Here is a 13,658-nt window from a genome sequence, read left to right as displayed (position 1 = left end):
CAGTCAAAAGTATGATTAAAATTATTTTAGGTTATTTTAATTGAACGATTCCTCATATTTTGATACGCTAATACATGGAAAAGAATTTTCTAAAATATTCTTTAGGAGGAAATAAAAATGGCATATGAATTACCAGAATTACCTTACGCATACGATGCACTTGAACCACATATCGACAAAGAAACGATGAATATTCATCACACTAAACACCACAACACATACGTGACAAACGTAAATAATGCACTTGCAGATCATTCAGACCTACAAGAAAAATCAGTGGAAGAGTTAATCGCTAATTTAGATGCTGTTCCTGAAGCAATTCGTACTGCTGTTCGCAACAATGGTGGCGGACATGCTAACCACTCACTATTTTGGCAAATTCTATCGCCAAACGGTGGAGGAAATCCAACAGGTGATTTAGCAACAGCAATCGATGCAAAATTTGGTAGCTTTGATGCATTCAAAGAAGAGTTCGCTAAAGCAGCTACTACTCGCTTTGGATCTGGCTGGGCTTGGTTATCAGTAGCTAACGGTGAATTAGAAGTTTCTTCTACAGCAAATCAAGATTCACCAATTATGGAAGGTAAAACTCCTTTATTAGGTTTAGATGTATGGGAGCATGCTTACTACTTAAACTACCAAAACCGTCGTCCAGACTACATCGGATCTTTCTGGAATGTAGTAAACTGGGATGAAGTTTCAAAACGTTTCGCTGCTGCAAAATAATTATTTTGATTTAGCAGTATAACTTGCAAAACTAATGAAACCAAGCACACACTTTTTCGTCTAAAAGTGTGTGCTTTTTATGTTACACTGTACATAGCAAATTTTTTAACAAAGAAGGTGAACTCATGCGAAAAAATCCAAAAAAACGTGCTCAAAATATGAAGGCAAAACAACGTGCAAACATTACTTTTCGTATGAACATACTGTTTTTCTCGATATTTGTATTATTTACAATGCTTATACTTCGCTTAGGCTTTCTTCAAATTGTTAAGGGGGAAGATTTCACGCGAGAATTAGCCCGGACCGAGGAAGTCCCTGTGAATACTAGTGTGCCTCGTGGTAGAATTTTCGATAGTGAAGGGCGAATAATGGTCGACAATCTTCCACAAAGAGCGATAACGTTTACAAAAATGCAAACAACAAAATCGGAACAAATGTATGAAATTGCAGAGATTTTAAGTAAGTTAATAGAAAAAAATGCAAAAGGAATTACGAAGAGCGATTTGCAGGACTACTGGCTGCGAAAGTATCCTGAAGAAGCACTAGAGTTAGTGACAGATGAAGAACGGAAAAAAATAGCAGCGGACGAAACTATAGATAAGAAAGATCTCAATAGAGAAATTGATCGTTTGACTAGAAGTAGAATTACGGAGGAGCAACTGAATTCCTTTAGTCCAGAAGAATTAGAAATAATTGCAATTTATCGTGAAATGGCCTCTGGATATGCATTATCTCCTCAGATTATTAAAGGTGATGATGTAAAAGAAGAGGTCACAGTGGAAGAGTTTGCCCGGGTCTCTGAAAGACTAAGTGATCTAGAGGGTGTAAACACGACAACCGATTGGAGAAGAGTAAAAACCTCTTCCCTAGCAATACTAGGATCCACGACATTACCAAAAGTAGGTATTCCAAAAGACCGTCTAGATTATTTTCTATCACGAGACTATTCACGTAATGATCGTGTAGGGACAAGTTATATTGAACAACAGTATGAGGAAGTTCTTCAAGGTCAAAAAAGTGTTGTCAAAAATATCACCGATGGAAAAGGAAGAGTTATTGATATTCAAACGGTGTTCGAAGGAGAACCTGGAAAAGATCTAGTGTTAACAATGGATAGTGAAATTCAATTAGCACATGAAGCAATTCTTGCGGAAGAATTGCTAAATTTAAGCAAAAACTATGGTGCCCAATATTTAAAAAATGCTTATTTTATCATGTTAGACCCGTATACTGGTGAAGTACTTTCATTAGTAGGTAAGCGAATTGATAAAAATGAGAAAACAGGTATTAAAGAAATTAATGACTATGCATTTGGTGCGTTTACTAATGCATATGAGGTTGGTTCAACTGTGAAGCCAGGAACTATTCTTACAGGTTACCGTGAGGGAGTATATCAAATCGGATCCTATTTAATAGATGAACCAATCAGGATTAAGGGTTCGGAACCTAAAAGCTCTGTATTCAATCGATCTGGTAGTATTCGATTGAATGATCTCCAGGCGCTAGAACGCTCCTCCAACGTATATATGTTCAAAACTGCATTTGGAGTAGCTGGTAGTACTTATCGACCGAATCAGTCGATTAACTTTGGGACAGATGCCTTTCTTAAAATGAGAAGTGGTTATGCTCAACTTGGACTCGGTGCTTTAACTGGTATTGACCTGCCCGGAGAGGTAACCGGAAGCACGGGAGGATACGAGGATGGTAAGCTGCTAGATTTAAGTATTGGACAGTTTGATACGTACACTACATTGCAGCTTGCTCAATTTGTTTCTACTCTAGCAAACGGTGGTAATAGAATTCAACCTCACGTAGTCAAGGAGATTAGAGAGCCTTCTAAGGATGGTATCCGGTTAGGCAAAGTAGTAAAAGAAATGACTCCTACTATATTAAATACAGTAGATAACACGCGAGAGGAAATTGAGCGGGTTCGGCAAGGCATGAAGCAAGTGTATTTTGGCTCTAGAGGAACTGCAAGAGGCGCCTTTGCAGACGCTCCCTTTACCGGTGGAGGTAAAACAGGGACTGCCCAAGCTAGCTACTTTGATGCTGACTTATGGCGAACATTTGGGACTGTAAACTTAACGCATGTTGGTTTTGCTCCATATGACAATCCGGAAATAGCCTATGCACTTGTTATTCCGCACGCTTCGGTGGAATCTGTTTATAAGACAAATTATTCCACACCAATCGCACGGAGACTTGTCGATAAATATTTTGAAATCAAGCAAAAAAATAATGCAAAAGCGACAGACGATTCAACTTCAAGTTCACTGATTAAACCAGCATTTACAAATGCTAAAATTGATGAAGAAGAAACAGAATAACGATCACTGTGCTAGTGAGAAAAAGGAAGTGAGTAAATCACTTCCTTTTTTATTATAAAAAAAAATATATAGTAGTAACCCGTGAACACTGGAATCATGTAACTTTTTTATTTAATATAACTACTAATATCCACTCGGAGAGGAAATAAACGCTAATCTTAGAATCGGGTGTCTATTTACCTGGTTTGTTATTTTGGTGAATAATCGTGTAGAAATTTGGAATAATATCAGTAATTCTCTTTACAAAAGCTTTACATGACATTCATACCGACTAAACATACAACCTTTAAAGTAAAGCATGTAAGAAAAAGAAAACAAAACATATAGGGGGATTTACCTGATGAAAAGCTGGAAGTATTTTATGATGACAACAATGGTTGGTTCTGCACTTGCACTAGCAGCATGTGGAGATGACACAACTAAAGACGAAGTTGAAACTGATACAAAAACAGAAGAAGCTGCAACAGGTGATACTCAAGACGAAGCAGTTCTTGAAGGACAAGTTTCTGGTGATGGTTCAAGTACAGTAGCTCCAATCATGGAAGCTCTTGTAGAAGAATATGCGGGAGTTCAAGAAAAAGTCCAAGTAACTGTTGGTGTATCTGGTACAGGTGGCGGATTTGAAAAATTCATCGCTGGTTCAACAGATTTCTCGAATGCATCTCGTCCAATTAAAGACGAAGAAAAAGAAAAATTAGATGCAGCTGGAATTGATTTTACAGAATTTAAACTTGCTAACGACGGGTTAACAGTAGTAGTAAGTAAAGATAATGATTGGGTTGAAGATGTAACAATTGAAGATTTAAAGAAAATGTGGATCGAAGATGGAACGACTAAAAAATGGTCTGATATCAATCCAGATTGGCCAGCAGAAGAAATTATTTTCTACTCTCCTGGTACAGATTCAGGAACATATGACTACTTTGATGAGGTAGTTCTTGATGAAGCAGATTTAGTAAAAGCTGCAACACTTTCTGAGGACGATAATGTATTAGTACAAGGTGTACAAGCGGACAAAAATGCTATTGGATTCTTCGGTTACGCTTACTACTTAGCGAACCAAGATACTCTTAAAGCTGTTAAAATTAATGGTGTAGAGCCTAATAACGAAACAATTGAATCAGGGGAATATTCTCCACTTTCACGCCCACTATTCACATACGTGAGCAACAAGGCTCTTGCAGAAAATGCTGCATTATATGATTTCATTCAATATTCTCTTGAAAATGCTGGAGATATGGCGGAAGCAGTTGGATATGTACGACTTCCGGATGCAGAGTATGATAAGGGTCTATCTACTCTAGAAGGTTTAAAATAAGCTGCAAAATAGGTAAACGTTAAAAGGTAAGGAATGGGTAGCTCCTGCTACTCATTTCTTGCGTTTTGGTAAAAGGGGGATTCACCGTGGGTCAAAAGCAGAGTGCTGAAAAGTTTTCGGTACAAGAGCTTATCCAAAAATCGAGTGGTAAAAAGCAAAAGAAATTAGTAGAAAAGATGATTCCGATTATCCTTTTATTAATCGCTTCTGTTTCTGTGCTAACGACATTTGGAATTGTTGGAACATTGATTGTTGAAACAGTTATATTCTTTAAAGAAGTAAAAGTTACAGACTTTTTGTTTGGGACAGAATGGTTTCCTTTTGCAAACACAGAACAAGTATTTGGTATTCTACCATTAATAGCTGGTACATTAAAGGTAACTGGTATAGCTGTTATTGTAGCAGTACCATTTGGTATTGCTTCAGCTATATTCTTAAGTGAATATGCTACAGATAAAACAAGAAGAATTATCAAACCTATTTTAGAAGTGTTAGCAGGGGTACCTACCATTGTATATGGTTTCTTTGCATTAACTTTTGTTACACCTTTACTTCAACAGTTTATACCGGATTTAAAAATCTTTAATGCCCTAAGTCCAGGTATTGTTGTCGGCGTAATGATTTTACCAATGATTGCATCGTTATCAGAAGATGCAATGTCCTCCGTACCTAATTCGATACGTGAGGGTGCTTTAGCTATGGGCTCAACGAAATTAGAAGTAGCATTGAAGGTTGTATTACCAGCAGCACTTTCAGGAATCACTGCTTCCGTTGTGCTAGCAGTATCACGCGCAATTGGTGAAACAATGATTGTTTCACTTGCAGGTGGATCTACGCCTAAATTCGACTGGAATGTTACAGAGTCCATTCAAACAATGACTGCGTATATTGTTCAAGTATCTTCAGGTGATGCAGGTTATGGAACAACAATTTATTACTCCATTTATTCAGTTGGATTTACTCTATTCCTCTTTACACTGTTAATGAACTATCTTGCTCACGTTATTTCCAAAAAGTATCGGGAGGAGTATTAATATGAGATATGTAAATCATGAAGCAGTTGTAAAGAAAATGAACAAACGATTAATTGTGAACGGTATTTTCAAAACTTTATTTTTTGCTGCAACTTTATTTGCTTTATTAGTTTTAGCAGTGCTTTTCTACCGTATCATCACTCAGGGAGTAGGTTATATAACACCTGAATTCTTCCAAAACTTCGGTTCACGTGTGCCTGAAAAAGCAGGTATCAAAGCAGCATTGATCGGTTCTATTTGGTTGATGTGTGTAGTTGCACCAGTATCTATTATTCTTGGTGTTGGGACAGCTATTTATCTTGAAGAATATGCTACAAAAAATAAATTAAATGATTTTATTAGAATGAATATTTCTAACCTAGCTGGTGTTCCATCTGTAGTGTTTGGTTTATTGGGTTTAACGATTTTTGTTCGAGCTTTGGCGCTAGGAAATAGTGTTTTAGCTGCAGGTTTTACAATGAGCTTACTAATACTACCAGTTATTATTGTTGGGGCTCAAGAAGCTATAAGAGCTGTTCCACAAGATGTGCGTGAAGCTTCATATGGTATGGGTGCGACAAAATGGCAAACCATTATTAATATTGTATTGCCCTCTGCTATTCCAGGTATATTAACCGGTGCAATTTTAGCACTTTCTCGTGCAGTAGGAGAGACGGCTCCTTTAGTGGTAATTGGTATTCCAGTAATTGTTCATTTTCTGCCAGATAATTTACTTAGCCAATTCACAGCACTCCCGATGCAAATTTATGATTGGGCGAAAAGACCGCAAGAGGCTTTCCAATACGTTGCATCTGCAGGGATTCTTGTGCTTATGATTTTCTTGCTCATTATGAACTCAATCGCTATATTTATCCGAAATAAATTCTCAAAACGCTATTAAACTAATTCACATTAGGAGGAACTAACATGGTACAAACGTTTGAAAAAGGGGCAGCAGGTCAACTAGAAGCATCTAGCATTGTATACGATACACAAAAGTTAAACTTATGGTATGGAAATCATCATGCACTAAAAAATATCGATTTACAAATTAAAGAAAATGAAGTTACTGCAATAATAGGACCATCTGGTTGTGGGAAATCCACATATATCAAAACCTTAAATCGTATGGTAGAATTAGTACCAACTGTTAAAACGTCTGGAGAAATCCTCTATCGTGAACGTAACATCTTTGATGCGAATTACGGCGTAGAAGAACTTCGTACGAAAGTAGGAATGGTTTTCCAAAAGCCGAATCCATTTCCCAAGTCTATTTATGATAATATTGCATATGGTCCGAGAATCCATGGGATAAAAAGCAAAAAGATTTTAGACCAGATCGTGGAGAAAAGTTTACGTGGCGCTGCTATTTGGGATGAAGTAAAGGATCGACTAAATACGAATGCGTATAGTTTGTCTGGTGGACAACAGCAACGTATTTGTATAGCTAGATGTCTTGCTATCGAACCAGATGTTATATTAATGGATGAACCGACCTCAGCACTAGATCCTATCTCTACACTAAAAGTAGAAGAATTAATACAAGAGCTGAAGGAAGACTATTCAATCATTATCGTTACACATAATATGCAACAAGCAGCACGTATATCGGATAAGACGGCATTTTTCTTAAACGGTGAAGTAGTGGAGTTTGATTCGACAGATGTTATTTTTTCAACACCTGAAGATAAGCGTACAGAGGATTATATATCAGGTCGTTTCGGATGATGAAAGGGGTTATTTGATATGGTAGGCAGAGAGAAGTTCGATGCAGATTTAAACCAAGTACAGTCTTTGTTACTAGATTTAAGTAATACAGCTATTGACACTTTAGACAATTCAATGAGTTTCCTTTTTGAGAAAGACATTGAAGGTGCACTTTCCGTGCTTGAAAATGATGAACATATTAACCATATGGAAGAAGAAATAAATGACCGTGTCATTTTGCTAATAGCAAAGCAACAACCAGTCGCAACTGATTTAAGAAGATTAATGGTTCTCGTTAAAATTGCTGCAGATATGGAACGTATTGGTGATTATGCATGTAATATCGCCAAGGAAACTATTCGTATCGGAAAAGATGAGCATATTGAGCCGATAGTTATGCTTGAAGAAATGCGTGTTAAGACAATTAAAATGCTTAAACAGGTTCTAGATGCGTTTACGAACGAGAATATGGAAGAAGCTAAAAGTATTGCAAAATTAGATGATGAAGTAGATGAAATGTATGGGCATATTATTCGTACACTTCTGACTGCTGGTATAAATAATCCTGCCCAGCTAAGTCAAGTTACTCAATTATCGTTTGTGAGTCGTTATTTGGAGCGATCAGCAGACCACGCAACTAATATTGCAGAACGACTTTTATATTTATTAAAAGGAAAGCACTACGAATTAAATAACTAAATGTGATTGTATAAAAACGGTAGGTACCTAACTTAGGTATCTACCGTTTTTTTTAGTAATTGAAAGTATATAAAATAGCCTTACAACAATGGGAGTAATATATTTTTTTAATAAATAATATATTACTGATTTTCGTTTCAGGTGGACGCTTCCCGCGGGCACGGCAGATCGCTTAAATGATAATAGTGTATACATAATAATTAAAGTGTCTTCTGAACAAGAGATTGAGTGCTTAATTAATGATGAAAGGAGTAGCTTTTCTTAAGTGGAATATAGAAAAATAGTAGGTGTTCTCTATGTAAAGAAGTAAAATAGCGAACGAAATTGCATCTTCGTGAGCTTCTTTTATAAGTAGGATGTTTCTTTCTCTAAGTATCCCAAAACGTACTAACCTGTTTCTAAGCGTTGTAGGAGGGTGAAGAACAGGCAGGCATATTAAGATGTCGGGAGATGAGGCTAGTCTCGACTAGCCTTAGAAAAATGTAAAACGCCTATCCAAAGCCTTCGAAAAAGATACTTTTATTAGAATGATATTACCGAGAAATACTACCCATTTTTAGCGGGTGATTGTTTCGGCGATTTGTTTCAAAGTCATGGATGAATTAAGCTCGTAGTTTCCTACCTGAATGCGCCCTGCTAAACCTTGGTCGGACAAATAATTATCCAAATCGACACTATTTTGAATAATACCTTTATCCTGTAATTTTGCACTGATCTCTGAAGATGTCATTCCTACTTGAATAGATAAAGTCATCGCCGTTTCTGATGTTGTTGGCTCGGCAGACGTTTCCGTTTTAGCGGTTTCTTTAGGTTCATTTGTTTGGGCTTGCTGTGCCGAATTTAAATCGAGCTGCAGCTGTGCCAGTTGTTTTTTAACATCTGTAAGTTCTTGCTGTGCCTGATCATAGGATTCCTGTGAAATTGCATTTGTAGAAGTAATATCCACATCGGTAAGGATTTCTTCTATTTGAAAGGCAGCACCAGCGAGAAATAATCCAATGCCTATATTTCGAAGGGTTTTGTTCATCACTTTCCACCACCAATTACATATTTAATGTCATCAATGTTTAAAGAGGAACGGGCACTGATTTCGTTTAACGAATAACCTTGCTTATGAAGCTCCAACACTTGGTTCTTTATAATATCATGAATGATGGGTTTTGCTTGTTTTTTTACTGGTAAAGTGACTTTGGAAGGTTCGATGAGTAATTCTTCCTCCACTACTTTAAGTCTACGCTTGAGTGCGCTCATTTCTTGATAAACGGTTAATGAAAGATCTTCTAGTTCCGCTTCGACTTTTTTGGAGGAATCCTTGAAGAAAAAAGAAATTGCTATTAATAAAATGCCGATAATCATTACGATGATGGTAAAGTCCATAATATTCACCTCTATTGTTATATTTCTATTCTCATACTACCATATCCAAAAAAACTTTGAATAATTTCCTGTATTAATAGTAGATTTTATTTGGATATATGCTATAATTGGTTAGTCGTATAAATCATGCTCAAGTTTTATATTTAATCCTGACAAAGAGTGGGAGGGACAACCATGCGCGTTAATATTACATTAGCTTGTACAGATTGCGGAGAGCGCAACTATATTTCTAAGAAAAACAAGCGTAACAATCCAGAACGTCTTGAACTTAAAAAATATTGCTCACGTGATAAGAAAATGACTCTTCATAGAGAAACTAAATAATAACTTAAACCAAAACCTTGCATGGTTTTGGTTTTTTTCTATTGTATGGAGGGAAGACAATGCCAAAGATACTCACAAGGAACGCGATGAGAGAGAAGTTAACAGCTATAGATGAAATAACATATACTAATTATTCCAAACAAATTGAAGAGCAGTTTTTGAGATATGTTGCAGCTTCTGATGCTTCTACGATCGCACTGACCATTTCAAGCTTCCCAGAAGTCAATACATGGGGTATTATAAAACAGTTATGGAATATAGGGAAAAATGTTGTAGTACCTAAATGCAAACCGTCAGATAAATCAATGACTTTTTATCAAATACTAAATTTCGACCAGTTAGAGCGGGTTTATATGCACTTACTCGAGCCGAATCCTCAACTTACAAAAGCATTCACCCCTCAGGAGATTGATCTAATAGTAGTTCCAGGAATTGTTTATAGCGAAAAAGGATATCGTATAGGATATGGAGGAGGCTATTATGACCGTTTCCTTGCGAACTATAATGGAGATACAGTGTCATTGGCTTTTAAAATTCAGGTGGTGGAAGATGTCGAAACAGATGTATTTGATTTACCTGTCGATAAAATAATTACACAGAACGAAATTTTCTTCTGTAAACAGATTCGTGAGAAGGATGAGTAGTATGAATTCAGTATACGATGTAATGCAACTTTTAAAACGATTTGGAATATATGTATATACGAAGGATCGAATAGCCGATTTAGAAATGATGGAAGATGAAATTAGAGAGCTGTATAAAATGCAAATGATTGAGGCAAAAGACTTTCAGGTCGCCATGTTGTTGTTGAGAAAAGACCTAAATAATAGTAAGATGTAAGTCACGTCAGAGTTGATTTTGCTCTGACGTTTTATGTTATTATAAAAAAAGTGAAACTTTTTACTGATTGAATCCGTCTTATATAGGGTATGGTATAAAAGACTTGTACAATTATATCATAATCCTACTTCTTTTTTATTGATTTATTGTAAAGAAAGGATTAAGATAAATTCTGTTGTTTTAACTATTTTAACGAAGTAAAAAAGGGAGGATGTAGGCATGAGGAAGAAAAATTGGCCAACACATTCTATTCTAATTCTTGCTATTGTGGCTACATGGATAAAAACATATATTGTTTACCACACCAGCTTTGACATGGATATTGAAAATATGATGCAACAACTGATACTTTTTATAAATCCGCTGAGTTTTTTATTGTTTATATATGGGCTTTCTTTATTCTTTAAGAGTCCTAAAGGCAGAAATAGATATATTGTAATCGCTAGTATAGTACTTTCAGCTATTATCTATGCGAACGCAGTATTTTATCGTTTCTTCACTGATTTCATCACTATTCCGGTGTTATTCCAAACGAGTAATTTTGGTGATTTAGGTTCATCTGCGGCAGAAAGCATCTTTTTAACAGATATTTTCTTTTTCACAGATGTTGCTATTATCATAATTGCATTAAAGTGGTTGAAAATTGGAGACAAAGTTACAGCTATTAAGCCAGCAGTAAAAAAAGCTTATTTTGTAATGGCTGCTGCGATTCTATTTTTAAACTTAGGGTTATCTGAAATAGAGCGACCTCAATTATTAACTCGAAGCTTTGATCGTGAAATGCTTGTAAAAAATATCGGACCATACAACTATCATTTATATGATATATATATCCAATCTAAATCACATGCCCAAAGAGCACTTGCTGATGGAAGTGAGCTAGTAGAAGTAAATAACTATGTAAGATCAAACCAAGTAGATGCAAACGAAGATATGTTTGGAGTTGCCAAAGATCGAAATTTAATCGTTGTTTCAATGGAATCGTTACAGTCTTTCGTTATTAATAATGATATGAATGGTCATGAAGTTACGCCATTTTTAAATTCATTAACACAAGATAAAGATACTTATTATTTCTCTAATTTTTATCATCAAACAGGGTTAGGGAAAACGTCTGACTCTGAGTTTATTTTAGAAAATTCTCTACATCCATTGGGTGGAGGTGCAGTATTCTTTACACATAGTGGTAACACATTCCATTCGATGGCAGAAAGCTTAGGTGCAGAAGGATATTTTACAAACGTATTGCATCCTAATAACAAAAGTTTCTGGAATCGAGACATTATGTATAGAGCTTTAGATATACAAAAGTATTATGATGAACAAAGTTTTGTAGTGAATGAAGAGGATGCAGTTAACTGGGGGATGAAGGATATACCTTTCCTAGAGCAATCAGTTGATTTGATGGCAGATATGCCTCAGCCATTTTATTCACGTTTGATCACGTTAACAAATCATCATCCTTTTACTTTGGATGAAGAAGACAAGTTGATTCCTGAGTATAATTCCAATTCTAATACACTCAATAGATACTTCCAATCTGTTCGATATATGGACGAAGCATTGAAACTATTTTTTGAGGATTTAAAGGAAAAAGGTTTGTATGATAATTCGATTATCGTTATGTACGGAGATCACTATGGTATCTCTGAAAATCATAACAAAGCGATGGAGCAATATTTAGAAAAAGAAATCACTCCATATGAATCTACAAAGCTTCAACGTGTTCCCCTATTCGTCCATATTCCAAATAGTGGCAAAGGGAAAGAAGTGACAGAAACTTCTGGTCAAATAGATTTACGACCAACTATTTTACATGCTTTAGGTATTGATACATCGAAAGATATGCAGCTTGGAGCAGATTTGTTCTCAGAAGAGCATGAAGAATTTGTTGTCTTCCGTGACGGTGGATTTGTAACGGACAAAGTTGTTTTTGCAAATAATGCTTGTTATGATAATGCAACAGGTGTACAGATTGAGATGGAAAGCTGTCAGCCCTATATAGAAAGAGCCACTCAGGAACTAGGATATTCAGATCAAATTATTAGCGGTGATTTATTGCGTTTTTATGATTTGAAGACTGGTAACTTGAAAATAGATGAGGCTTTAAAAGAGGATAATTAACAAAGGCACAGACATTTTTATTGTCTGTGCTTTTTTATGAAACAAAATGAATTTTCATTCGTCTAACTAAGTAAGAAGGAAGAGGGGGGGAGTATGTTGAAAAAAATTGTTCTTTTATTATTTTGTACCATTTTCCTTCATGCATGTTCGGAAATGGAAGCAAGTATTCCTGAAAAAGAACAGGAAGCCGAAGACAAAATAACTTTCGAAAACGAAGTAGTTGAAAAAACTAACCAAGATGTACCTTCAATGCTGTTAGATAACAATGCTTTTCATAGTGTGATTGGGTGGATGTCAAACGAAGAAATAGCTTTTATATTTGTGGAAAAAGGGCAGTGGTTGGTTAAAACCTATACTGTTCCAACAAACACCTGGAAAACGATTTATACTACGACTACTCCTATTATTCAAGGGACTATTCATCCTTTGAAAGAAATGATTTTATTACATACTTCTAAGGACTCTTCATCCGCAGAAATTCAATTTCTACATAAAAATGGTTTTGTTACACAAAGCCTATCTTTTGAATCCGCAGAAATATATATGGATTGGCATCCAACAAACCCAAACTTAGTTGTTTTCTCTACCTTTTACGAAGATTGGACTTATAGTACATTTGTATATGATGGTGCTACACAATCGTTAGTATCTATTGATATAGAAAATCCATTTGTGAAGTGGTATGACGAAGAAAATTTAATGGTTTTTAGATGGTCTGACTCTGGTTTAGATGGGAGTGAACTGTTGTTATACTCTATCTCAGATGAGACATTAACGGCTACAGGAGAAGACAAAGTATTAGACGTGTCAAATATCGGAGAAGCGATTGTATACGTTCAAATTAACGAAGAGAAAAAACAATTTGAGTACCGTTTGGAGACGCTGAGTGGATCTAAAAAATTGGAGTGGACAGCACCTGCCGTTTCCAATTACTCCGAATGGGTTGTTCCAACCATGTCGATTGTTTCGACGAATGAATTTATGTTACTGAATGCTACAGAGTCGAGAAATCAGGATGATACTAGTCAAGAGAGCATTCTGTCAAAAATTTCTTTAGAAGGTCAGCTAATTTTGGGAGAAGTTCAAGAACAGCCTATTTCTTGTTCGCCGAATGGAGAAATTTGTTTAGGAGGATACGGAAAAGAAAATTGGATTAACACTAATCCTTTGAAAGTAGAGAAATGGATATATTTTAATAAATAG

Annotated in this window: 14 protein-coding genes; 12 read left to right on the top strand and 2 right to left on the bottom strand. The window is 35.8% G+C overall.

The genetic code is table 11. From position 1 onward, the window contains the following. Positions 1-117 precede the first annotated feature (117 nt). The 7 genes from ACIQX2_RS10105 (at position 118) to phoU (ending at position 7,790) form a co-directional block, all read left to right on the top strand. Entirely contained in the window at positions 118-726 is a 609-nt protein-coding gene (locus tag ACIQX2_RS10105; RefSeq protein ID WP_402849521.1) for a superoxide dismutase, read from the top strand. Between the two features lie 125 nt (positions 727-851). Then, positions 852-3,053: a peptidoglycan D,D-transpeptidase FtsI family protein gene (locus ACIQX2_RS10100; protein ID WP_402849519.1), complete on the top strand. Its 2,202-nt coding sequence runs from the start codon at positions 852-854 to the stop codon at positions 3,051-3,053. 340 nt (positions 3,054-3,393) lie between these two features. Next, complete coding sequence (locus ACIQX2_RS10095) at positions 3,394-4,371, top strand: PstS family phosphate ABC transporter substrate-binding protein (protein ID WP_402849516.1); 978 nt, start codon at positions 3,394-3,396, stop codon at positions 4,369-4,371. A 176-nt stretch (positions 4,372-4,547) separates the two neighbouring features. After that, entirely contained in the window at positions 4,548-5,405 is an 858-nt protein-coding gene (gene pstC / locus ACIQX2_RS10090) for a phosphate ABC transporter permease subunit PstC (RefSeq protein WP_402850508.1), read from the top strand. 1 nt (position 5,406) lies between these two features. Then, positions 5,407-6,285, top strand: a complete 879-nt coding sequence (gene pstA, locus ACIQX2_RS10085) for a phosphate ABC transporter permease PstA (RefSeq protein ID WP_402849513.1) — start codon at positions 5,407-5,409, stop codon at positions 6,283-6,285. Positions 6,286-6,311: 26 nt separating this feature from the next. Further along, positions 6,312-7,112: a phosphate ABC transporter ATP-binding protein PstB gene (gene pstB / locus ACIQX2_RS10080; RefSeq protein WP_402849510.1), complete on the top strand. Its 801-nt coding sequence runs from the start codon at positions 6,312-6,314 to the stop codon at positions 7,110-7,112. 18 nt (positions 7,113-7,130) lie between these two features. Then, complete coding sequence (phoU, locus tag ACIQX2_RS10075; protein WP_402849507.1) at positions 7,131-7,790, top strand: phosphate signaling complex protein PhoU; 660 nt, start codon at positions 7,131-7,133, stop codon at positions 7,788-7,790. Between the two features lie 556 nt (positions 7,791-8,346). Here phoU and ACIQX2_RS10070 read toward each other — a convergent pair. Both ACIQX2_RS10070 and ACIQX2_RS10065 read right to left on the bottom strand, forming a co-directional pair. Beyond that, positions 8,347-8,817 (bottom strand): hypothetical protein, encoded by a 471-nt coding sequence (locus ACIQX2_RS10070; RefSeq protein ID WP_402849504.1) that lies wholly within the window; start codon positions 8,815-8,817, stop codon positions 8,347-8,349. Then, positions 8,817-9,167 carry a hypothetical protein gene (locus ACIQX2_RS10065; protein WP_402849501.1) on the bottom strand — a complete coding sequence of 117 codons (351 nt, stop codon included), beginning with the start codon at positions 9,165-9,167 and terminating at the stop codon, positions 8,817-8,819. The genes ACIQX2_RS10070 and ACIQX2_RS10065 overlap by 1 nt, the downstream gene beginning before the upstream one ends. A 174-nt stretch (positions 9,168-9,341) precedes the next feature. On the opposite strand from ACIQX2_RS10065, the gene rpmG reads away from it, so the two are divergent. The 5 genes from rpmG to ACIQX2_RS10040 all read left to right on the top strand — a co-directional run bounded on the left by rpmG (position 9,342) and on the right by ACIQX2_RS10040 (position 13,658). Next, positions 9,342-9,491, top strand: a complete 150-nt coding sequence (rpmG, locus tag ACIQX2_RS10060) for a 50S ribosomal protein L33 (protein ID WP_090563747.1) — start codon at positions 9,342-9,344, stop codon at positions 9,489-9,491. Between the two features lie 59 nt (positions 9,492-9,550). Beyond that, on the top strand, positions 9,551-10,135 hold the full coding sequence (locus ACIQX2_RS10055; protein WP_402849497.1) for a 5-formyltetrahydrofolate cyclo-ligase: 585 nt from the start codon (positions 9,551-9,553) through the stop codon (positions 10,133-10,135). A gap of 1 nt (position 10,136) precedes the next feature. Then, the gene (locus ACIQX2_RS10050; protein WP_402849494.1) at positions 10,137-10,331 is read left to right on the top strand and encodes a YqgQ family protein; all 195 of its coding nucleotides are present in this window, start codon (positions 10,137-10,139) and stop codon (positions 10,329-10,331) included. 219 nt (positions 10,332-10,550) lie between these two features. Next, a complete protein-coding gene (locus ACIQX2_RS10045; RefSeq protein WP_402849491.1) occupies positions 10,551-12,455 on the top strand; it encodes an LTA synthase family protein in 1,905 nt (634 codons plus the stop codon). Between the two features lie 96 nt (positions 12,456-12,551). Next, the gene (locus tag ACIQX2_RS10040; protein WP_402849488.1) at positions 12,552-13,658 is read left to right on the top strand and encodes a YqgU-like beta propeller domain-containing protein; all 1,107 of its coding nucleotides are present in this window, start codon (positions 12,552-12,554) and stop codon (positions 13,656-13,658) included.

Source organism: Psychrobacillus sp. NPDC096623, from assembly GCF_044762655.1.
Taxonomy (GTDB): domain Bacteria; phylum Bacillota; class Bacilli; order Bacillales_A; family Planococcaceae; genus Psychrobacillus.
The sequence above is the reverse complement of the archived record's forward strand: the minus strand, read 5'-3'. Positions and strand labels throughout refer to the sequence as shown.

What these genes read in the sequence shown, in the direction of transcription:
- ACIQX2_RS10050 (WP_402849494.1), top strand. Translation starts at nt 10,137, where the DNA reads ATGAATTCAGTATACGATGTAATGCAACTTTTAAAACGATTTGGAATA.
- ACIQX2_RS10065 (WP_402849501.1), bottom strand. Translation starts at nt 9,167, where the DNA reads ATGGACTTTACCATCATCGTAATGATTATCGGCATTTTATTAATAGCA.
- ACIQX2_RS10100 (WP_402849519.1), top strand. Translation starts at nt 852, where the DNA reads ATGCGAAAAAATCCAAAAAAACGTGCTCAAAATATGAAGGCAAAACAA.
- ACIQX2_RS10055 (WP_402849497.1), top strand. Translation starts at nt 9,551, where the DNA reads ATGCCAAAGATACTCACAAGGAACGCGATGAGAGAGAAGTTAACAGCT.
- pstB (WP_402849510.1), top strand. Translation starts at nt 6,312, where the DNA reads ATGGTACAAACGTTTGAAAAAGGGGCAGCAGGTCAACTAGAAGCATCT.
- phoU (WP_402849507.1), top strand. Translation starts at nt 7,131, where the DNA reads ATGGTAGGCAGAGAGAAGTTCGATGCAGATTTAAACCAAGTACAGTCT.
- ACIQX2_RS10105 (WP_402849521.1), top strand. Translation starts at nt 118, where the DNA reads ATGGCATATGAATTACCAGAATTACCTTACGCATACGATGCACTTGAA.
- ACIQX2_RS10095 (WP_402849516.1), top strand. Translation starts at nt 3,394, where the DNA reads ATGAAAAGCTGGAAGTATTTTATGATGACAACAATGGTTGGTTCTGCA.
- pstA (WP_402849513.1), top strand. Translation starts at nt 5,407, where the DNA reads ATGAGATATGTAAATCATGAAGCAGTTGTAAAGAAAATGAACAAACGA.
- pstC (WP_402850508.1), top strand. Translation starts at nt 4,548, where the DNA reads ATGATTCCGATTATCCTTTTATTAATCGCTTCTGTTTCTGTGCTAACG.
- ACIQX2_RS10045 (WP_402849491.1), top strand. Translation starts at nt 10,551, where the DNA reads ATGAGGAAGAAAAATTGGCCAACACATTCTATTCTAATTCTTGCTATT.
- rpmG (WP_090563747.1), top strand. Translation starts at nt 9,342, where the DNA reads ATGCGCGTTAATATTACATTAGCTTGTACAGATTGCGGAGAGCGCAAC.
- ACIQX2_RS10070 (WP_402849504.1), bottom strand. Translation starts at nt 8,817, where the DNA reads ATGAACAAAACCCTTCGAAATATAGGCATTGGATTATTTCTCGCTGGT.